Source organism: Pontibacter fetidus (genome assembly GCF_010119545.1).
Classification (GTDB): Bacteria; Bacteroidota; Bacteroidia; order Cytophagales; family Hymenobacteraceae; genus Pontibacter; species Pontibacter fetidus.
The window spans coordinates 1-20,247 of the sequence record NZ_JAAEAA010000020.1; the positions used below are offsets into that span (position 1 = coordinate 1).

Annotated in this window: 14 protein-coding genes, 1 rRNA gene and 1 pseudogene; 7 read left to right on the forward strand and 9 right to left on the reverse strand. The window is 45.8% G+C overall.

The features are described 5' to 3' along the window. The first annotated feature begins 7 nt into the window (after positions 1 to 7). Positions 8 to 119 (forward strand): 5S ribosomal RNA (gene rrf / locus GWO68_RS14335). Positions 120 to 534: 415 nt separating this feature from the next. Here the strand turns inward: rrf and GWO68_RS14340 are convergent. The 6 genes from GWO68_RS14340 to GWO68_RS14365 all read right to left on the reverse strand — a co-directional run bounded on the left by GWO68_RS14340 (position 535) and on the right by GWO68_RS14365 (position 8,579). Next, a complete protein-coding gene (locus GWO68_RS14340; RefSeq protein WP_162347156.1) occupies positions 535 to 1,815 on the reverse strand; it encodes a M16 family metallopeptidase in 1,281 nt (426 codons plus the stop codon). Positions 1,816 to 1,832: 17 nt separating this feature from the next. Further along, positions 1,833 to 2,948, reverse strand: coding sequence for a type IX secretion system outer membrane channel protein PorV (gene porV, locus GWO68_RS14345; RefSeq protein WP_162347157.1), 1,116 nt, complete (start codon positions 2,946 to 2,948; stop codon positions 1,833 to 1,835). A gap of 49 nt (positions 2,949 to 2,997) precedes the next feature. After that, positions 2,998 to 6,864, reverse strand: a complete 3,867-nt coding sequence (gene porU, locus GWO68_RS14350) for a type IX secretion system sortase PorU (RefSeq protein WP_162347158.1) — start codon at positions 6,862 to 6,864, stop codon at positions 2,998 to 3,000. Between the two features lie 104 nt (positions 6,865 to 6,968). Further along, positions 6,969 to 7,220, reverse strand: coding sequence for a phosphoribosylformylglycinamidine synthase subunit PurS (purS, locus tag GWO68_RS14355; protein WP_162347159.1), 252 nt, complete (start codon positions 7,218 to 7,220; stop codon positions 6,969 to 6,971). A 2-nt stretch (positions 7,221 to 7,222) separates the two neighbouring features. Beyond that, positions 7,223 to 7,918 (reverse strand): CDP-diacylglycerol--serine O-phosphatidyltransferase, encoded by a 696-nt coding sequence (gene pssA / locus GWO68_RS14360; protein WP_162347160.1) that lies wholly within the window; start codon positions 7,916 to 7,918, stop codon positions 7,223 to 7,225. Between the two features lie 25 nt (positions 7,919 to 7,943). Continuing rightward, positions 7,944 to 8,579 carry an MBL fold metallo-hydrolase gene (locus GWO68_RS14365; RefSeq protein WP_162347161.1) on the reverse strand — a complete coding sequence of 212 codons (636 nt, stop codon included), beginning with the start codon at positions 8,577 to 8,579 and terminating at the stop codon, positions 7,944 to 7,946. A gap of 77 nt (positions 8,580 to 8,656) precedes the next feature. Between GWO68_RS14365 and GWO68_RS14370 the strand changes: the two genes are divergently transcribed. Genes GWO68_RS14370 through GWO68_RS14385 form a run of 4 tightly spaced genes read left to right on the forward strand, consistent with a single transcriptional unit; the run spans position 8,657 to position 14,651 of the window. Next, positions 8,657 to 9,742, forward strand: coding sequence for an NAD(P)/FAD-dependent oxidoreductase (locus tag GWO68_RS14370; RefSeq protein ID WP_162347162.1), 1,086 nt, complete (start codon positions 8,657 to 8,659; stop codon positions 9,740 to 9,742). Positions 9,743 to 9,752: 10 nt separating this feature from the next. Then, positions 9,753 to 12,974 (forward strand): hypothetical protein, encoded by a 3,222-nt coding sequence (locus GWO68_RS14375; protein WP_162347163.1) that lies wholly within the window; start codon positions 9,753 to 9,755, stop codon positions 12,972 to 12,974. 9 nt (positions 12,975 to 12,983) lie between these two features. Further along, positions 12,984 to 14,129, forward strand: a complete 1,146-nt coding sequence (locus tag GWO68_RS14380; protein WP_162347164.1) for a serine hydrolase domain-containing protein — start codon at positions 12,984 to 12,986, stop codon at positions 14,127 to 14,129. Between the two features lie 3 nt (positions 14,130 to 14,132). Continuing rightward, positions 14,133 to 14,651 (forward strand): hypothetical protein, encoded by a 519-nt coding sequence (locus tag GWO68_RS14385; RefSeq protein WP_235942078.1) that lies wholly within the window; start codon positions 14,133 to 14,135, stop codon positions 14,649 to 14,651. 50 nt (positions 14,652 to 14,701) lie between these two features. Here GWO68_RS14385 and GWO68_RS14390 read toward each other — a convergent pair whose 3' ends face one another. From GWO68_RS14390 to purQ, 3 genes and pseudogenes are all read right to left on the reverse strand, one after another. Continuing rightward, complete coding sequence (locus tag GWO68_RS14390; RefSeq protein ID WP_317164530.1) at positions 14,702 to 16,183, reverse strand: SulP family inorganic anion transporter; 1,482 nt, start codon at positions 16,181 to 16,183, stop codon at positions 14,702 to 14,704. A 30-nt stretch (positions 16,184 to 16,213) separates the two neighbouring features. Then, a pseudogene (locus GWO68_RS18075) lies at positions 16,214 to 17,034 on the reverse strand (IS982 family transposase). A 241-nt stretch (positions 17,035 to 17,275) separates the two neighbouring features. After that, positions 17,276 to 17,968: a phosphoribosylformylglycinamidine synthase subunit PurQ gene (gene purQ, locus GWO68_RS14400; RefSeq protein ID WP_162347167.1), complete on the reverse strand. Its 693-nt coding sequence runs from the start codon at positions 17,966 to 17,968 to the stop codon at positions 17,276 to 17,278. Positions 17,969 to 18,096: 128 nt separating this feature from the next. On the opposite strand from purQ, the gene GWO68_RS14405 reads away from it, so the two are divergent. Both GWO68_RS14405 and GWO68_RS14410 read left to right on the forward strand, forming a co-directional pair. After that, positions 18,097 to 18,978 carry a YicC/YloC family endoribonuclease gene (locus GWO68_RS14405; protein WP_162347168.1) on the forward strand — a complete coding sequence of 294 codons (882 nt, stop codon included), beginning with the start codon at positions 18,097 to 18,099 and terminating at the stop codon, positions 18,976 to 18,978. Between the two features lie 305 nt (positions 18,979 to 19,283). Further along, the gene (locus tag GWO68_RS14410; RefSeq protein ID WP_162347169.1) at positions 19,284 to 20,084 is read left to right on the forward strand and encodes a M57 family metalloprotease; all 801 of its coding nucleotides are present in this window, start codon (positions 19,284 to 19,286) and stop codon (positions 20,082 to 20,084) included. Positions 20,085 to 20,247 lie beyond the last annotated feature (163 nt).

The window sequence follows — 20,247 nt, forward strand, 5'->3', positions numbered from 1 at the left end:
TAAAAATAATGGTGGCTATGGCTCCGGTGAGCACCTCTTCCCATCCCGAACAGAGAAGTTAAGCCCGGACGCGCCGATGGTACTGGTGTCACAACTGGGAGAGTAGGTGGCCGCCAACCCTATACCTCGAATCCCCTGTCTCACAAAAGGCAGGGGATTCTTGCGTTTAAGCATAGGGGGAAGGGGGGTAACTGCAAACCCAATAAATAGGAAACTGCGGACTGGAAGGCGTTACCTTGCTGGATGTAGAATATTGCTTAATTAAAGCAAATAAGCATCTAATAGAATAATTAGTGATATTAAAAAAGGCCACGATATGGATCGTGGCCTTTTTTGCTTTTGAAAACGTTCTAGTAAAAACAAAACTCAGGCATAAGCAATCGTTAAGAGTATAGTGATTAAATAAGCAACTCTTATGCTTAACTAAATAGGATGCCTTATATTAATAGAATAGATTTTGATTTTACTCATTTATATTCAATAAAAAAGAGCAGATAAGCTCCTTTGTTTATTGAATATAGATATTACTATTACTTATGCTTTACGGCCAGCTACTGCTGTTTTAAGGTCATCTATATTGAGATACTTAATAGCTAATTGCTGTATTTCTTCTGCATCTATAGTTTTAATGGTATTTATATAGTTGGAATAATAATCTTTGGGTAAGCCATAGAGAATAATACGTTTATACTTATCAGCTTGCTCAAATATGGTGGCTATGTTATTCAGGAATTTACCGATCATGTAGCTTTGCACCGTTTTCAATTCATCATTTGGCACCAACTCTCTTTGTAGTAACTGTATCTCTTTTTTTATTTCTGATAACGTATTTTCGGTTACTTCATAATTTACGTCGGTTCCGATATAAAACATGCTGTCCTTTTCTTTCGGAGAAATAGTAGAGTAAATGCCGTATGTATAGCCTTTATCTTCTCGTATGTTTCGCATCAATCTTGATCCGAAATACCCACCCAAGATCTCATTCAGCACTGTTAACTTATGAAAGTCAGGGTGCAGAATATGAGGGAAGGTCATACCAGTGCGTATGGATGACTGTAAGCTTTCTTCTACTTTATCAAAGGCTTCTTTATTCGTATTACTTGCCTCAACATAGTGTGAAGTTGTTGGTTTTTCTGCAGGAGTCTTGATTTTAGAAAATTCTTCTATCAGTATATTTTCCAGGTTATCATCTATAGCTCCGCAGGCAAATATTTCAAGACCACTTAAGCTATAGTTTTGAAAGTAGAAATTCTTTACATCTTCTAACGTCAATCCATCCAAAGCGCCTTCTTCGTAACCATAAACATATGGGTGATCTTCGCCATAAATTAATTTGGTGAATGAATGCGTTGCCAGGTAGTTGTTTTTTTGCCGTTGGATTTTCAGGTTCTGCTGATTCCGTTTTTTTAAGATCTTAAACTCTTCGGCCGGAAATACAGGATTCTGCAATACATCCAGCACTACAGGAAGCAAATCGGTTGTGTACTTTGATAAGCAGTATAAGGTAAACTCTGATCTGTCGTAGCCGTGGGTATTATCGAACGATGCGCCATAGAAAGCTACTTTCTCCGCTATTTCTTTAGCCGTATAGTTTTTTGTCCCTTCAAAGAGCATCTTAGCTGATAGATCAGATGCTCCTTTTATGTTCTCGTAGACTTTGCCGGCTTTAAAAACAAAATCCAGCCTGATGACAGGCTGGGTTTCGCTTTTTATGATGTGTAATTTAACTCCGTTTGAAAGGTGTGTTACCTCTGCAACCTGAATTGAAACCGCATCTATTTCTTGTATGTCTGGTGCTTTTGTTCTGTCAAGCATTTTAAATTGTTTATTCCTTAATCCAAATTCAAACCAATACTAAAACGTATAGTTTCGGCTAAAGGATTGTTTTTGTCGTTTGGTATGAGGTAAGCTGCATCTACACCAAATTTCTGATAGCGTAAACCAAGGCCCATTGAGAAGAACTGGCGACCGCCTTTTTCTTCATTCTCATAAAAATAACCGGCACGCGCTGCAAACAGGTTATTGTACCAGTATTCGAGGCCTGTGTTAAAGTTTACTTCTTTAAATTCTTCGCTTGCACCACCTTCAGCATCACCAAAAGAAGTGAAGATACCGGCAATTACCGATTGGTCTGGGTCAGCCGCCGGCGAAGGTACCAGCAACTTATTGGCATCTAACAGAAACGTAAGTGAGTTAAAAGCATCGAGGTTATACTTTATAGCTGTACCTAACTTAAGGTTTGTTGGCAAAAAGCTCTTTGCCGTAGACTCTGAGTAAGCTATTTTCCCACCTATGTTTGAGATATTAGCGCCCAACGCCATGTTTATTTGCTGGTTAAGGTCGCGGTTATAGTATACGCCCACATCTACAGAGGCTGTGTTGCCTGGTTGTGCTTCGGTATTAGAGCCGCTCACGTTTACATCGCCTGCCAGATTAGAGTGGATAAAGCGTGCTCCTATACCTAAGCTTAGGTACTCGCTCAGTGCCTGGCCATATGCTACCGATACGGCATATTCTTTCGGATTAAAATCCTGGATCGGGTTACGGTCTTCATCTATAAACTGGATATCACCTAGGTCGAAGTACATTAAAGACACCGAAATGGCCGATGTTTCATTTATCTTTTTGTAGCCGGAAAGGTAGTTCAGCGACATATCGTCGGTGATGTTACGCAACCATGGAGAATAAGAGAAACTCACACTCAGATCGTTTGGCACGAAGCCTAATTTGGCCGGGTTCCAGAAAGGGGAGTTAGCATCAGGCGATAAGGCCACACCAGCCTCGCCAAGGGCAGCTGAGCGCGAATCGGGGGCAACCAGTAACACCGGAACGGCAGTAGTAAGTACCTGGCCCTCCTGGCCTATAGTTGTTTGGGCGTAGGCAGCTGGCGCCGCAATAAAAGTTAATGCAAAAGCTGCGACCTTTAATAGAATGCTTTTTCTGTACATAGATAGGGTATTGATAACTATATCAAATATAGGGATATTACAGTATTGTTTAGTTTAATATTACAAGTTTTTCAAATTTCGAGACTCCGGCACCATCCTTACGCGTTCGTACGCTGATCTTATATACATAAACGCCCCGTGCAAGCAAATCATTATATTCATCGCGGCCATTCCAGGTTAGTGCTGCAACATGCGCAGGCGATGCCATACTTATAGTTTGTAATGTTTTAACAAGCTTTCCGGAGATTGTGTAAATCTGCACTTGTATATCCAGGTCTTCTCCGGCTCGGTTATGGTCAAAATGAAACGTGGTTTTAGTTGAAAAAGGGTTCGGGTAGTTAAGCACATGGTCTAACGAAAAATCCTCCGTATTAGATACAAAAAATTCTATATATTCTTCGGAAGCATTGTTATGGGTGTCCCAGGCCTTAAAACGGATGGAGTGCGGGCCGGGAGATAAGTCTTTTAGCGAATAACTGACACGCCCGCGCTGGTAACTGTCTTTCTCGGAAGTATAGTAATCGTTAAGTATGACAGGGTTTTCTTCGTTGTTGTCAACTATAGCAATCAGTTCGTGGCCTATGCCTAAACCTGCCGTGTTTATTCCGTTCTCATCAAAGAGTTTAACTAATAGCGACGGGTGCTGTCCGGTACTGCCACCAAACACAAACGACTCATCTTCTAAGTACAGGTTTATAGTTGGAGGGGTGTTATCGGTGGCTATGTTTCTGGCAGTACCGCCTACTGTTATAGTTGTGTTTGCGCCCAGGGCATCCTGTGTGTTGTTGCTGGCATAAAGCGTAATCTTTCCGGGGCCATATTGGTACGCAATATCCTTGGGCACCACAAAAGCTACCGAAAACAAACCATTTGCTATAGTTGCGGAACCTTCATACAACACATTCTGGCGCTGTGTTACAGGCACAACCGGGGCGTTCTCGTCGCCAAAAGTTTGCTGGGTGGTCTGTTTCTCGTAAATCGTGATCCGAAGTGTGCCGCTATAGTTGGCTATTTTACCATTATCAGCTGTAATTTGGCCCTGCATAGTTACTTTTCCTAATGCACTTAAGGTATCGGTGCTGACAGCTTTACCATTTATATAGGTTATCTCTGCTTTCAGGTCTGGGGATGCCAGGCGCACAGCAGGGTCGCAAAGCAGCGTGAAATTACGGTTGTACACGCCCCGCGAACCGCTTATATTATCGGTAATGCTGTTGTTTTTAGTTTGGAGCACCAGGTCGCCGAGGCGGGGAGTAGTGCCTGGGGTTGGTGTAAAAGCGCTTTTAAAGAAGTTACGGTTAAGCACCCGGTTGCTGCTTGAGTATACTGGCCTTGTAGTGGTAACCAACCCAACTGCTGCGCCATTGGCATGCAGCATCGCCACCTCAGCCCCGGATACGCGCGCTGGGTCATCGTAGCGGCCAAACTCACAGGTAGCAGTCAGCATAAAGGTAAGGTTGTCGGGGTTTTGCCAGTCGGTAACTTGTGGAAGCGTAAGTATCTGCTCCGATGCCCAACTCACCTCATTGCCATGCCCGGTATAGTTTACCAGCAGCGTGCCTTTCTCAACAGCTTCGGTCAGGTCTTGGTTAAGTTTGGGCGCACGCTGTCCGTTGGCAACAGCTTCCTGGCGGTAAAGGTCCAGGTATAGTTTGTTGGTGGTATAATCCGGTGCGTTGTTCTCCAGAAAATCAGCCAGAAATTCAGCATCTTCCTGGTGCTCGTTAAAGTCGCCATCGTCTGAAACCAGCGTTACCTCACTGCGCCACTTACCAAAATGGCTGTTACTTTCATACGCAATGATCTTATCAACCAAAACAGCAACTTCCTGCGGGTTTTTAGCCGGCAAACGGCCAATGCCAATGTCCAGTAAATGATCTCCTAAATTGTTCTCGGCCCATTCGCCTTCTTCCTCATCCAGGAAACCATAATAATCTTCGGAAGAGTAACTGGCAATAGGGTGCAGCGACTGGCGCGATTCGTAAACCGGAACCAGGTTGGTATTTACCGGGATGCGGTTCTTATAGTCGTAGGAAGCATCACCTAGCAACAATAAATACATCGGCTCACCAGCAGGTTTGGTGCTGCGCTTATACAGCATCCGCATAAAATTACGGATAGCGGTTACGTCCTGTGCGCCCGACGAAAACTCGTTATATACCTGCGTAGTAGTTACAACTATGCTTTTCAGGTTACCTTTAGCATTGCGATGTGTTGCTAGCCTCTTAGCTTCCTGCAGTAGCGATGGGTGCGTGAGGATTACATGGTCTATCGTTCCATCCAGGTTAAGGCTGTGCAGGTTCTGGTTGGTTACTTTGCCTTTAATTATAGGTTTTAAGCTGATGTTGTTGTCTGTGAAAACGATAAACTCCCGTAGCACTGTAGCTGGGGCTGTAAATTGCAGCGTGCCGCTATAGTTGGTTTGTTGTTGTAGTGGCCGCAGCGGGTCAGTTATATCCCAAACTATAGCAGTGGCTGGGGCGTCCGCGATTCTATAGGTGCTTGCGCTGTTACCTATAGTTGCCGTTGCCCGGAAAGCAGTCTGGTCGTTGTATAGTTTAAGCTGGCGGTTGTAGTTCAGTTCCAGGTAGTTCAGGTAGCCGGTAGCTGTTGCATCGGAAGGCATGTTAAAGGTTATACCTGCTTTAGCCTCAGTTGCGCTGCCTAGTTGCTGTTGGTTAAATGTGAAAGTCTTGCTGCCGTTTACACCTTCGGGGTGGTAATTGTAAGTGCCGCGCCCGGCAATGGGTATAGTTCCCAACAGGTTACTACCCATTTTTAAACTGAATGAGCAATCAGTAGCGGAATTGCCCATCACGGCTGCTGTTAACTTTATTTCCGAATTGGGAACAATGCCTGTAACCGGAAAACTGACCTCGCGGCTGGGGTTAAACGTACTGAAATCCTCGCCATACCACTCACGCCCCGAATGGATGATGCTGGCCATGTCGCGTTCATGAAAAGCCCGTTCGTTAAAGGTAGTTATAGTTTGTGTGGGGCCTGTTGCCTGCGGCCGGTTCTGCACACGCGCCCCGGAAGTATAGCCTACCCGCAAAAAGTAAAAAGTGGTGTCAGAGTATAGATTGTAGGTATGCTCAAACTTGTTTTGCTGCGGATTATAGTTCCAGGTATGCGGCCCCTGCCCGTAAAAAAGTATAAAGTCGTTGTCGTTAAACTGCCCGTCCTGCTCACCACTTACAACTATAGCATTCTCCTGCAGATCATCTAAAACCGGCGAACTGTTTGGTTGGGGCAACATACCGCCGCCATTTCCAAAGATCTGTATGGTTTTAGGATCTAAACCTTGCGTGTTTATGCCAAGTGCCTGTAAGGTTGCCCTATCTATTTTATGGATGCCCGATTGCGTAACAGCCAATTTATACCACTCGCCTGCGCTGAGAACGGAGTTGTTACTATAGTTACTGTTTGCAGTACGGTTTATAGTATGGGTGGCTATAGTTGCAGAACCATAACTATAGCTGAAGCGGGTAAGTTTTTCGAGTTGGTTGGTTTGCGGGTTACGGCGGATGGGCAAGATGGAAACTATAGTTACCGGTTGCTTACTTTGCCTTGCATTTTTAAACTCAACTATAGGCTCTGTGCCAAAAGTGATGCCCTTAAACTGCTGCTGTTCTTTAACTGAGAAAGGTGCAAATACAGCTTCTGTTACCTTAAAACTACCGATGTGTGTGTGCGGGATAGCTAACCGGTAATAAGGCAGTCGCTGTAACAGATCTATATTTGCACCCTTAAAAGCGGGGATTTTTGCCTCATGGCCTTGTGCCGGGAAAACGGCTTCCTGCGCATCCCAGGTAAGTTTAATGGGGTCCGGAGCCTTATGTTGGGCTACAGCTGTGCCGGCCATAACGCTTAAAAAAAGCAGGATGCATACCAGGAAATGTAAACGTGACTGCATAGGCATCGCACAGAACTTAATAAGCAGATAATGCCCACCTGAACCAGGAAGGCATCATCTGTGAAAATAACAATAAAACCGGCAGCTTATTGTGCCCCAGTAATTTATACTTGTTTCAGATCGTACGCATACGATTCCATGATCAGGTTAGCCAGCAGTTTGCTGCAAGCCTTCTCCACTTTTTCGCGGGCTATCGTTTCATTTTCAGCTTCCAGGTTCAGGGTAATGCGCTTTCCAACACGCACATCTTCTACCTGATCCAGGCCAAGGTGCTCCAGGCCAAGCAGCACGGCTTTACCTTGCGGGTCTAACAATTCTGGGCGTGGCATTACATTTATTTCGGCAACGAATTTCATGGTTACGCGGTTTGTTTTTTGAAAATGGATAACACTATGTATAGCACTATGATAAGTGGTATAGCTGCGAAGTTAAGAAGAGCCAGTAAAATAACCGAAAGCCCTACGAAAATAAACCTTACAGAATTATCGGCCCAGGTCAGATTTTTAAACTTGAGCGCAAACAAAGGCAGCTCGGCCACCAGCAAAAACGATAGGATAAGCGTTGTCGCCAACAGCACCAGTTCGTTCAGGATAACGGCAAAAGCCATCAGCTCGCCACTGGCCAGTATAAGCGGCAACGAAGCCACAAAAATAGCGCAGGCCGGTGTAGGCAATCCTATAAACGAGGTAGTCTGGCGGGTATCTATGTTAAATTTAGCCAGGCGCAGCGCCGAGAAAACCGTGATAATAAAACCAGCAAACGGCAGCAGCTCAGAAAAAATGATATCTCCTTCAGCACGCTTCAAAAGCATAAACATCATCGCGCCCGGTACCACACCAAACGAAATCACATCGGCCAGAGAGTCCAGTTGCTTGCCTATTTCAGAATAAGCACCCAGCACGCGGGCTACCATGCCATCTAAAAAATCGAAAACAGCAGCCAGGCCAACCAGGTAAGAGGCATACACCAGCTTGTTCTGGAAAATAAAGTATAGCGCCACACAACCCGAAAACAGGTTAAGGCAAGTTATAAAGTTAGGGATGTGTTTCTTCATGCAGAGGGTGAAAGCGAAGTAGATATTACTTCAAAAACGGGTTGTATTTTTTTTCGTGGCCTATAGTTGTTTCCGGCCCGTGGCCCGGGTAAACAGTAACCTCATCAGGCAATACAAAAAGTTTGGTTCTGATACTGTTTAAAAGTGTTTCGTGGTCGCCGCCGGGTAAATCGGTGCGGCCAATGCTTTCCTGGAACAGCACGTCGCCGGCAATCAGCGTTTTATCTGTTTTGTTATAGAAAACCACGTGGCCCGGCGCATGGCCTGGCGCAAAAATGATCTCTAACGTCGTATTACCAAATTTAACCTGCTCGCCTTCTTTTAAATAGCTTGCCGGTAGCTGTTCCTGGTAATTGCTAATGCCATAAACCGGCGCATAAACAGGTATGGCACGCAGGGTTTCCAGGTCTTTTTCGTGTATTTCCAGGCCTACGTTATAGGTATTGGCTACAAATTTATTGCCCAGCACGTGGTCTATGTGGCAGTGCGTGTTAAGCAGGCGCACTACTTTCAGGTTATTATCAGCGATATACTTTTTTAACTGCTCATTTTCGTGCTTATCAGAACAGCCCGGGTCAACAACTACGCACTCGTTGGTGTCGTCGTGCAGCAGGTAGGTATTCTCAGCGAAGGGATTAAAAGTAAAGCGTGTTATTTCCATAGTTTCCGGGTGGCCTGGGCCTATAAAATCGGGTTCTAAGTTACAAATTTAACGGGTACATCTCGTAACTTGCCCCCATGATTTATGATTTTATAGTTGTGGGCCACGGCCTGGCCGGTGCCATTTTAGCAGAAACCTTACGCAGCCGCGGAAACAGTGTATTAGTAATTGATGAACCAAAAGAAAACTCTGCCTCGCGGGTAGCGGCTGGTTTACTGAACCCGGTGGCTGGTAAGCGCTTTGCAAAATCGTGGCTGGCCGATACGTTTATACCTGCTGCCGATGCTTTTTACGATGCCCTGGAAGCACGCTATAGTCAGGAATTGTTTTTCCATAAGCCGATCTATAAGATCTTTTCATCCATAGAAGAACAAAACACCTGGATGGCTAAAAGCGCCGGTGGCAACTGGGATGACTATATTTCAGCAACCTATACACAAAGTATAAATCAGCCAGGTATAGACGATCCGTTCGGCGGGATCATGATTGAGAAGGGTGGTTTTTTGCATGTATACGCAATGCTGGACCTGCTGACCGAAGACCTGTTGCAGCAGGGTTTATACTTGCCGGAGCGGTTTGAAATGAGCCAACTGCAACTGACCGAAGCGGGCGTAACCTATAAAAGTATAGCGGCGAAGCATCTTGTTTTTTGTGAGGGCTACCAGGTCGTAAACAACCCATACTTTGCGTGGCTGCCTTTGCAACCAACCAAAGGCGAAGTGCTGGAAGTACAGACCGAACAGAATTTCAGCCCGGAATGCATCTATAACAAAGCCGTTTACGTTGTTCCGGAAGGAGGTGGTCGCTTTATAATAGGCGCTACCTACGACTGGCGAAACCCGGATGAGAAAATAACGGAGCAGGGGAAAGAGGAGTTGGCAGAACGGTTCCGGCAAATTACTACGCAGGCGTTTTCGGTTACCGGGCACTGGGCAGGCATACGCCCCGCCGTCCGCGACCGCAGGCCGTTGGCAGGCACGCACCCAACCCATAAGCAACTGAGTGTGTTTAACGGGATGGGCTCGAAAGGTGTATTAATGGCGCCTTACCTGTCGCAGCACGTTGCTGATGCACTGGCCGGACAAACAGAATTAATGCCTGAGATACATATTTCAAGATATTATTCGTTATATTACGACTATATAAAACACCAAAACCTATAACCCTAAGCGCATGCGTTTTTATACCAGGTTACTTTTGCTGTTTGTGTGCTTACTGGCGGGTACTGCCCTCCAGGCGCAACCCGGCCGCGACCCATTTGGCAAGAGCCGCATCCAGTATAAAAACTTCGACTGGAAGCTCTACAACACACAGAACTTTAACCTGTATTTTTACAAAGGGGGCGAACAAACTGCAAAGGATGCCGCCGATTACGCCGAGCGCGAACTAAAACGCATTACCAGCCTGATCGGATATTACCCATACTCCAAAATAACGCTTATCCTTTACAACTCGCCTACAGACCTGCGCCAGAGCAACATTGGTTTGTACTCTGATCAGTTCCAGACCGGTGGCGAAACCCTGTTCATGAAAAATAAACTGCAGCTGGCTTACGATGGCACCAAAACCGACTTTAAAACCCAGCTAAGCTACCAACTGACCGAACTGCTGCTGAACGACATGATGTATGGTGGAAGTTTAAAAGAAGCCCTGCAAAGCAGTTACCTGTTGCGTTTACCTGAGTGGTTTGTAACCGGTGTGGCCGCCTATACTGCCGAAGGCTGGAGCCTGGATATGGACAGCCACATACGCGACCTGTTGCTGGATGGAAATAAACTGCGCCCCGAGCAAACCCTGATGCGGTACCCCGAACTTACCGGCCAGTCTGTCTGGAATTACATTGCGGAGCGCTACGGCTATACTTCGATACAAAATATACTTAACCTTACCCGCATAACCCGCGACGTAGAAATAGGCATCACCAGCAGCCTGAACGTACCTTACAAGCGCTTTCTGCAAGACTGGCTAAACTATTACCAGCAGATAAATGCCCGCTCTGATAACCCGTTTGTGTCGTTGCCGGATGATAAAAAGCTATTTGATAAAAACAAGCGTGCCCTGCGCTATACCGAGCCTGTACTTAACCCTGACGGCACCCTGCTGGCGTATGCCGAAAACGACCATGGCAGTTATAAGATCATTGTAAAAGATGTAAAGGGCAGAGGCAGCCGTGTGGTATGGCGCGGAGGATATAAAACTTTAGACCAACCGACAGACTATAGTTTACCGGTGCTGGCCTGGCGTACCAATTCGCAGCTGGGCTTTGTTGAGAGCCGAAGAGGTAAAATGTTGCTGCGCCAGGTTAATGCTAAAAACAAGAGTTCGTTCCTGCCTTTTTATGATGACCTGACCAAGCCGGCTACTACTCTGGAGCGCTTTACCCAGGTGCGCGACATGAGCTATTCAGAAGATGGCAGCCAAGTGGTGATAAGCGCTGTAGATGGCGGGCAAACGGATTTATACTTACTGCAAAGTAACGGGAAACTGGTAGGGCAACTTACTAATGATATTTACGACGACGTAAGCCCGGTATTCCTGAAAGGTGGCAAAGGCATTGTGTTCAGCTCTAACCGTTGGGTAGATTCTACGGGCCGTGTGCAGCAGGCTTCGTTCCGGGATGTGGTGGATAACTATGACATTTTTCTGTTGCAGCAAACAGCGCCGGTAACGGTAACCCAACTCACCTCTGGTATAGCCAGCGAACTACGGCCACGTGCTACCGCCGATGGTAACTTTATTTTCCTGAGCGAAGAGAGCGGTATCCGTAGCTTGTATACCTATAATCTGGCAACCAATACGGCTACTCCGGTATCTAACTTTATCCAGAACATCAGTGCTTACGACTTTAACGCGGTCAGCAGCACATTGGCACTTACGGCCAAAGACTACGGCCGCGATTTTATATACCTAATCCCGAACTATAGTTTCGTAAGCCCGGCCAGCACCGACAACCAGCTTAAAACTGCCCGCCAGATAATACTGGAAACGCGCGCCCGTGTACCGCAAACATCCGCTACTACGCGCAAACTGCTGGATAACGATAAAGCTAAAACCGAAGACGAACGCACCGAAGGCGAAATAAATATAGAGAACTACGAGTTTGGAACAGAGGCCGCAAAAGCAGATACGATAGCCAAAACCGATACAACTGCCAAGGCTGCCGAAAAAGTGGTTGCTACCCCAAAAACAGGCACAGCTCCCGAGTTTAAGCTGTCGGGGCCTTTAAATTACGATACCCGTTTTAGCGTGCACGAGATCATCACGTCAGTTTATGCCGATCCGCAACTGGGTTTTGGTTTGGTGGCCGGTGTAAACATGAGCGACCTTTTTGAGAACCACCACATACGGGGCACCGCTTTTATCCGCACCGACCTGCAGACAAGCCGTACCTTTGCTGAGTACGTGAACCTGAAGAATCGTGTAGATATCGGGGTGCAGTTTAAGCGAGATGTGTTGGTTAGTTCGCTGCCAAACGCGCCATCAAACTTAGTACGCAATACTAAAAATGAGCTGGCACCGCTGCTGGTTTACCCGCTCAGCTATAGTACCAGCCTACGCGTGCAGCCACGCCTGGCAACCACACGCTTTACTTATGTAACCGAATTTGTAACACCAGATAGTGTAAATAACCTGTATGGCGGTAACGTAGAGCTGGTGTTTGATAACTCGGTTGTGACAGGCGTAAACATGATGGAAGGAACCCGCATGAAAGTGGGCTTACTTAAGATGCAGGATTTTGAGAACAAACGAGCTAATTTCAACAAGTTTTACGTGGACCTGCGCCATTACCAGAAACTGCACCGCGAAATTATACTGGCTACCCGCTTAAGCTATGGCGCTTTCTTCGGTAACTCACCTAAGAGCTACCTGATCGGTGGCATGGATAACTGGCTGTTTGCCGGAGAAGATAACGAGATAGAGCCCGGCGATGTAAACATACCATCTGCTCCCGAATTGTTTTACCAGGAATATGCAATGCCGCTGCGTGGTTTTAACTATAACGCCCGCACCGGTAACAAACACCTGTTGGCAAATGCTGAGCTTCGCATTCCTATACTTCAGTACCTATACAACGGGGCCATCGGGTCGGGCTTTTTCCGTAATCTGCAGCTTACCGCTTTTGCCGACGCCGGTTCAGCTTACAATGGCTCTAACCCATTCACGGGCAATAACTCCATTAACACGCGTATAGTGGGTGGCCGTACCGATGCTACTAACCGTAACCCATTTGAGATAACTGTGATCAACTACCGCAACCCGTTCCTGGTTGGGTATGGCTTTGGGGCACGGTCTACGTTGTTTGGGGTATATGGCAAGCTGGATGTAGCCTGGAGCGAAGACGACCTGGGCAGCCAGGGCCCAAAACTATACGTAACGCTCGGCTACGACTTCTAAGAACCACACATGAACCGGAAAGCAAAACGCTTTACCTTAGGCGGTGTATTATTGCTGGGCTTGCTGGCGGCCTGGGTGCACATGGCTGATAAGAACTATGTGTACAAAGCGTTGGTCTATAACTTTGCTGATATAGACGATAACCTGATTTTTGACCAGCGAACTATAGATGCTCCTGCTAAAGCTCAACATTGGCCACTGGCTGCCAACTATAACAAAGTAACATTTCCGGAGCGTTTACAAAGCCTGCACCAGCAACTTGAATCGGTGGCATTTCTGGTCATACACAAAGATTCTATACTTTACGAACAGTACTGGGACGGCTACTCTGATAAGTCGAAGAGCAATTCTTTCTCAATGGCGAAAAGCATCGTCAGCATGTTGGTTGGCGCTGCCCTGCGCGACGGAGTTATTAAAAGTATAGACCAGCCTGTGGCCGATTTTCTGCCCTCGTTTAAAGAAGGTGCTAAGCAGAAGATAACTATAAAGCACCTGCTAACAATGAGTTCCGGCCTGAACTGGGATGAGTCGTATGCTAATCCGCTGTCGGTAACTACGGAAGCCTACTATGGCACCAACTTGAAAAAAGTAATTAAGCGCCTGGAAGCAGTAGAAGAACCTGGGCAAACCTTCAGTTATAAAAGTGGCGATACGCAGATATTAGGTATGGTTGTAGAAGCTGCCACTAGAAAATCATTAAGCCAGTATGCCGAAGAGAAACTATGGAAACCGTTGGGAGCCGAGCACGATGCCGAATGGAGCGTAGATAACCCGACAGGTACAGAGAAAGCCTACTGCTGTTTCTTTAGCAATGCCCGCGACTTTGCCCGCATCGGGAAACTATACTTACAAAACGGCATCTGGAACAGCGATACTATAGTTGACCCAGCTTATGTGCGTGTATCTATAACTCCCAATGGCTTGCCAACCGAAACCGGTGAGCCTGCCGACTATGGTTACCAGTGGTGGTTGCTTCCCAACTATAAAGGCCAGAACATCTTTTACGCCCGCGGTATACTTGGCCAGTACATCATCGTTATCCCCGAAAAAGAGTTAGTAATTGTGCGATTAGGCAAGCAACGCGACGAGAAAATTAACAATCACCCAAGCGAAGTGCTGGCTATGATAGATGCAGTAAATAAGGTGGTGAAATAAGCTATGTATATAAAGCCTCTGTTTATAGTTGTGAGTATAGTTGTAGCTATAGTTGGCTGTAGAAAACAAACTGATATTCCTGACAGCAGTAGTGATTCTCAAAACTATCAGTTTACAATTATGGATACTGTTAAAGGGGAACAACTATTAAACCAATGTTCAAGAAGTACACCTGAGAATATTAATAGTATTTGGGAATTAGATAAAGTACATGTTGAAATTTTAGATAAGAACTTCGATAAAGTTAAAGAAGTTACATCTTCTGGGTGCTGTGATAGCGGCGAAAGAATTACCAATTTAGATGAATATGTTTATCAATTAGTAGGGGTTAAAATAGGTAACAAATCGTATATTTATATAAACTCATTTAGAAGAGAGTATGCAGAAAGTCTTAGAAGAGACCAAGCTAAATCGAAAGATAGCCCTGTTATAGTTTGTGATGGTGGAAAATCTTTTTGGGGAATTTTATTTGATATCGAGGAATTAAAGTTTTCAATGCTATCAATAAATGGTTCTGCATAACCTCAGACTATAAAACAAAAGCCCGGGAGCTATACTTCCGGGCCTTTGTTTTATAGTTTAACCGCTGCTACTGTATAACCCGGGTCTTCCAGAATATTCACATCAATCACATCCTGGGCATTGATGAGCAGCATTCGACAATCGAGGCTGAGGTGGCGCAGGTGTAGCGTTTTCCCGGCTTTGCGGTAACGATCCGTTAATTTGTGCAGCGCATCAATCCCCGACATATCGGCCACACGGCTTTCCTTAAAATCGATGATCACTTCCTGCGGATCGTTTTGCACATCAAACTTTTCGGAGAAGGCAGTTACAGAGCCAAAGAACAGCGGGCCATAGATTTCATAATGCTTGATACCTTTTTCATCAATATGCTTGCGGGCGCGGATGCGTTTGGCGCTCTCCCAGGCAAATACCAACGCAGAGATAATAACACCTATAAGTACAGCCAAAGCCAGGTTGTGCAGCCAGATAGTAATAAGCGCCACCAGTATCCCTACAAAAATATCGTGTTTGGGCATTTTGTTAATGATCCGGAAACTGATCCACTCAAATGTACCTACCGACACCATTACCATTACGCCAACCAATGCAGCCATTGGCACAAGTTCTATTACTGGCGCACCATATAGCACAATCAGAAGTATAGTTAGGGCAGCCACAATTCCCGACAAACGCGCTCTTGCTCCGGCAGACAGATTAACCAACGTCTGCGCGATCATGGCACAACCACCCATCCCGAAGAAAAAGCCATTTAACATATTCGCGCTGCCTTGTGCTATACTTTCGCGGTTGCTATTGCCACGGTTGCCCACAATTTCATCTACCAGGTTTAGGGTAAGCAAACTTTCGGTTAAACCAACACCTGCCATAATCAGGGCATAGGGGAAAATGATCTGCAGGGTATCTAAAGTAAAAGGCACATGTGGGATATGGAAAGGAGGGAAGCCACCGCTTACAGAAGCGATATCTGCCACGGTTTTAGTATCGATGTTAAAGCCCAGTACAACTATAAACACCACTATAATAGCAACCAGTGAGGCAGGTATAGCTTTTGTGATTTTCGGGAATAAAAGGATGATGGCTACTGTCAGCGCTACTAAACCAAGCATGGTCCAAAGCGGTTCGCCAGTGAGCCACGCAGTCTGGCCGTTAATTATAGTTTTAAACTGCTCAAACTGCGATGTGAAAATGATAACAGCCAGGCCATTCACAAAGCCATACATTACCGGTTGCGGCACCAGTCTTATAAACTTGCCCAGTTTAAACAGTCCAACCAAAATCTGAAGTATACCTGCCAAGGTCACGGCTGCGAAAACGTAATCAATGCCATGCGACTGCATCAGGGCAATCAGAACTACTACGGTAGCACCTGCACCACCCGAAATAAGACCCGGCCGGCCACCGAAAATAGCCGTAACCAAACCCATAATAAAAGCGGCATATAAACCTACGAGCGGCGGAAAACCACCAAGTATAGCAAACGAAAGCGATTCAGGCATCATGGTCATGGCCACGGTAAGCCCGGCCAGAATTTCTACTTTATAATTAACTCAAGTTGCGAGTTATTGAATGATTCGGTTTAAGGTGTAAGCAAAAATAAACAGGATCAGTTTTAGGATAAAGCCTTCGGGTGTAACGGCATGGATTTTTTTAGGAAAGAAGCTGGTAATACCTGAGAAAGAGGTTTCAATGCGTTTTCGGTACTGCTCTTTTAGAAAAGTCATGTGCGGCTCGTCCTTTCTTTTGCTGTTGGATTTGCGGCAACAATGCAGTTGGACCTGGTCACATTCTTTGAGCAGGTCTTCCACCTCATAACAGGTGTAACCGGCATCAGCATACAGGCAGCTTCCCTGGGGCAGGTCCAGTTGCATGGCTTTCAGGGCAGTAATGTCTACAAATGAGCCGGCATGGATGAAAAACTGGACTGGCAGGCCATCGTAGGTGGTGATGACCTGTACGCGAAAGCCATAAAAATAACATCGTTTGCTTACACACAGCCCCCGGTACTGAGCAGATTGGAGCAGATGAGCACGCTGGATGCGGATGTTCTGGCACACAGCCACCGGGAAAGAATCATCAGGTAGGAACAAGAGGTGTTGAGCTGCTTGATACTCTGGGCCAGAGCTGAGAAAAGGGCCAGCAACTGCTCTTTTAGGGCGTGCAGGCGGCGGATAAAACCAGACTTATCAATGCGGCGAACCCCGTGATGGGCTTGCATGTAGCCATAGGCCGAGTGCAGGTTGCCGTAAAAGTAGCGGGCAGAAAGCAAGGCGGTGGTGAGCACTTCGGCGTCATTTATTTTACAATGGGCATCTTCTTTTCTGCCAATGGCATGAAAGAAATCGTCTATAAAGCAGTATATTGTAATAGTCTGTTCTGTCATAGCTGTTACGAATTAATAGGTTTGCAAACTTTAAAACGTAAGCAAGCTACTGGCAGAACAGATTTTTTTATAACGCGTCAACTATCTCGCAACTTGAGTTAATTAATTTTCTGGCTGAAGTCGAAGAGTCTTAAAACTTGTTTCATTAATTAAAATATGCGTGCAGGAACCAAGAGGTATAAAAAGCCCCGCTTGTGGTAGCAAGCGGGGCTTCTGATCTAAAATATAAATAGCGTTTTATTTACGCGTTCACCATATCCAGGATAGATTCGAAGATGGCGCGGCCGTCTGTATTGCCCAGTTCCGGGTCTACGGCGCGCTCCGGGTGTGGCATCATGCCAAACACATTTTTCTTTTCGTTGGCTACACCGGCTATGTTCAGTAAGCTGCCGTTTATGTTATACATCTCGTGGGTGTCGGCAATGTTGCTGCTATACTTAAACATGATCTGGTCGTTATCTTCCAGTTTGCGCAGGGTGTCTTTGTCAGCGTGGTAGCGGCCGTCGCCGTGGGCTACCGGTATTTTATAGGCCTTGCTCAGGTCTAAATTGCGGGTTGGCAACAGGTTGGTAGTTACCGGCCTGATGTATACATTGTCGCAGATAAATTTCTGGCCTACGTTAGGCAGTAAGGCGCCAGGCAGCAAACCTGCTTCTGTTAAAATCTGGAAACCGTTACAGATACCCATTACATACCCACCACGGTTGGCATGCTGCACCACTTCCTGCATAATAGGTGAGAAGCGGGCAATGGCACCTGATCGCAGGTAATCACCATACGAGAAACCACCTGGCAACAGTATAAAGTCACAACCCTGCAGGTCGTGGTCTTTGTGCCATAGTTTAACAACTTCCTGCTGCATACCCACGCTTAGGGCATCTACCAGGTCTTGGTCGCAGTTGGACCCCGGGAAAACGACTACACCAAATTTCATAGTTCAAAGGTAAATAAAAATAGACAGAACTTACACCAGGTCAGTGAGCTTTAAGTAGCTTTTAAAGTGCAGGTAACGTAAAAACGAAGATTTATAGTTAATTTGCCAGTATAACATTCAATTAGCTTATGTTGCAATCCATGACCGGTTTCGGCAGTGCCCGACTCGATACAGACCAATATTCCATTTCAGTAGAGATCAGATCGTTAAATTCTAAAAGCATGGACCTGAGCGTGCGCCTGCCACGTTTCCTGTCAGATAAAGAGTACGAAATACGGAATTTGGTGCAGAAGGCATTGGTGCGGGGCAAGGTAAGTGTGTGTGTAGATTACGCAAAAAACAAAGCCCAGAAAGCCAAAAGCACTATAAACAAAGAGCTGCTGCAAACCTACTACCGCGAACTTGACGAAGCTGCCGACGCTGTAGGCGGGTCTAAGAACGATCTGTTCAGGCTGGCACTGCACATGCCCGATGTACTGTTGCAGGACCAGGCCGAAGAAGTTACCGGCGACGCGGAATGGGAACAAGTATTTCCCCTGGTGCAGGAGGCGCTGGTAAGTATAAACAACTTCCGCAACGACGAAGGCAAAGCGCTTACTGCCGAGATCATGTCTTATATTGATAAGATCCGTATTTTGCTGGCCGAAGTTGATAAGCACGACCCGGTGCGTATGGAGCAGATCCGGAACCGTATTAAAGGGCACATAGCAGAACTATCAAACGCAGAACATTTTGACCAGAACCGCTTTGAGCAGGAGATGGTGTATTATATAGAGAAGCTGGATATTGCCGAAGAAAAAGTACGCCTCGTAAACCACCTGCATTACTTCACCGAAACTGTTTACCTGCCCGAGCCAACCGGAAAAAAACTGGGCTTTATATCGCAGGAGATAGGCCGCGAGATAAACACTATCGGTTCTAAAGCCAACGACGCTACCATACAACACCACGTGGTAGAAATGAAGGAAGAACTGGAGAAGATAAAAGAACAAATCAACAACATACTATAAAGTATAGTCAACTATAAAAAATAACCCTGCTACTATAAACGGTGGCAGGGTTCTTTTTTATAAGTATAAGTTAACTGGCTTTTCTAGTTAATGCAGCATTACCGTTAATGCTGCAGGATAATTTTGCACTACATATTTCGGTATTTGGTTGCTGTCAGAATTATGCAATCTGATATAGTTAAATTAATTTTCTGATTTTTGGCCGTTTTATAAATTGGTGCGTAAGGTATTGATCTAAAGGTTTGTAGCTCTATTCTATAGTTGCCGGCCTTGGTTCTATTTCTCACCTTAACACCTTAAATTTTATGAAAGTAACACGTTTACTAGCACTAGGCGCTATGGTTGCAGCCTTTGGTTTTACATCTTGCCAGCAGGATGAAGACATTACTACACAGAACGAAGTTTCTGAAAGCGCCCTCACCCAGATTGCCCAGCTTGGGTTCTATAACAAAAATGTGCAGAAAGTGTCTGGCGGCTACGTAGTAGAAGGCGACATCTTTTTATCAGAATCGGACCTGACTGCTGCGCACAACACAACTGCGCTGCGTGTTGGCGAGTCCGAGCAGTACCGCACCACAAATCTGGTAAACGCATCTGGTGGCCGTACGATTACATTATCATTAGATCCAAAATTGCCGGCCTCTTATGGTACATCACTTGATGGAGCCATTGCCCGCTATAATGCAGAAAATCTTACTATTAAAATGGCACGTGTAGCTTCGGGTGGTAACATTGTTATTACAGCTGCTCCTAAAAATGCGCAATACCTGGCATCTGCTGGTTTCCCTTCAGGTGGCAATCCTTATGGTAAAGTTATGGTAGCTACCCGTTACATTGGCACTAACCCTAACGTAGGTTGGTTCACCACAATCCTTGCACATGAAGTTGGTCACTGCATCGGTTTCCGCCACACTGACTACATGGACAGAAGTTACTCTTGCGGTGGTGGCTATGCTAATGAAGGTGCATCTAACGTAGGTGCTATCCAGATACCAGGTACGCCAGCAGGCCCAGACCCGAACTCCTGGATGTTGGCTTGTATCGGATCTGGCCAAAATCGTCCGTTTAACAACAACGACAAAACAGCGCTGGCTTACCTATACTAACTCTGTAGGTATACCCGAAAAACTTAAAACAGACAAAAGCAGCTTCTGCCAAAAGGCGGGAGCTGCTTTTTTGTTTGCGGTGGTAATACTATAGTTGAACACACAAACTATAGCATGGTACTACAAGGATACTAGCTAGTATAGTTTAATAGTATTAACAGCT

Bases quoted from the DNA above. Each gene is read 5' to 3' on its own strand.
- GWO68_RS14340 (WP_162347156.1), bottom strand. From the start codon at position 1,815: ATGCTTGACAGAACAAAAGCACCAGACATACAAGAAATAGATGCGGTT.
- porV (WP_162347157.1), bottom strand. From the start codon at position 2,948: ATGTACAGAAAAAGCATTCTATTAAAGGTCGCAGCTTTTGCATTAACT.
- porU (WP_162347158.1), bottom strand. From the start codon at position 6,864: ATGCAGTCACGTTTACATTTCCTGGTATGCATCCTGCTTTTTTTAAGC.
- purS (WP_162347159.1), bottom strand. From the start codon at position 7,220: ATGAAATTCGTTGCCGAAATAAATGTAATGCCACGCCCAGAATTGTTA.
- pssA (WP_162347160.1), bottom strand. From the start codon at position 7,918: ATGAAGAAACACATCCCTAACTTTATAACTTGCCTTAACCTGTTTTCG.
- GWO68_RS14365 (WP_162347161.1), bottom strand. From the start codon at position 8,579: ATGGAAATAACACGCTTTACTTTTAATCCCTTCGCTGAGAATACCTAC.
- GWO68_RS14370 (WP_162347162.1), top strand. From the start codon at position 8,657: ATGATTTATGATTTTATAGTTGTGGGCCACGGCCTGGCCGGTGCCATT.
- GWO68_RS14375 (WP_162347163.1), top strand. From the start codon at position 9,753: ATGCGTTTTTATACCAGGTTACTTTTGCTGTTTGTGTGCTTACTGGCG.
- GWO68_RS14380 (WP_162347164.1), top strand. From the start codon at position 12,984: ATGAACCGGAAAGCAAAACGCTTTACCTTAGGCGGTGTATTATTGCTG.
- GWO68_RS14385 (WP_235942078.1), top strand. From the start codon at position 14,133: ATGTATATAAAGCCTCTGTTTATAGTTGTGAGTATAGTTGTAGCTATA.
- purQ (WP_162347167.1), bottom strand. From the start codon at position 17,968: ATGAAATTTGGTGTAGTCGTTTTCCCGGGGTCCAACTGCGACCAAGAC.
- GWO68_RS14405 (WP_162347168.1), top strand. From the start codon at position 18,097: ATGTTGCAATCCATGACCGGTTTCGGCAGTGCCCGACTCGATACAGAC.
- GWO68_RS14410 (WP_162347169.1), top strand. From the start codon at position 19,284: ATGAAAGTAACACGTTTACTAGCACTAGGCGCTATGGTTGCAGCCTTT.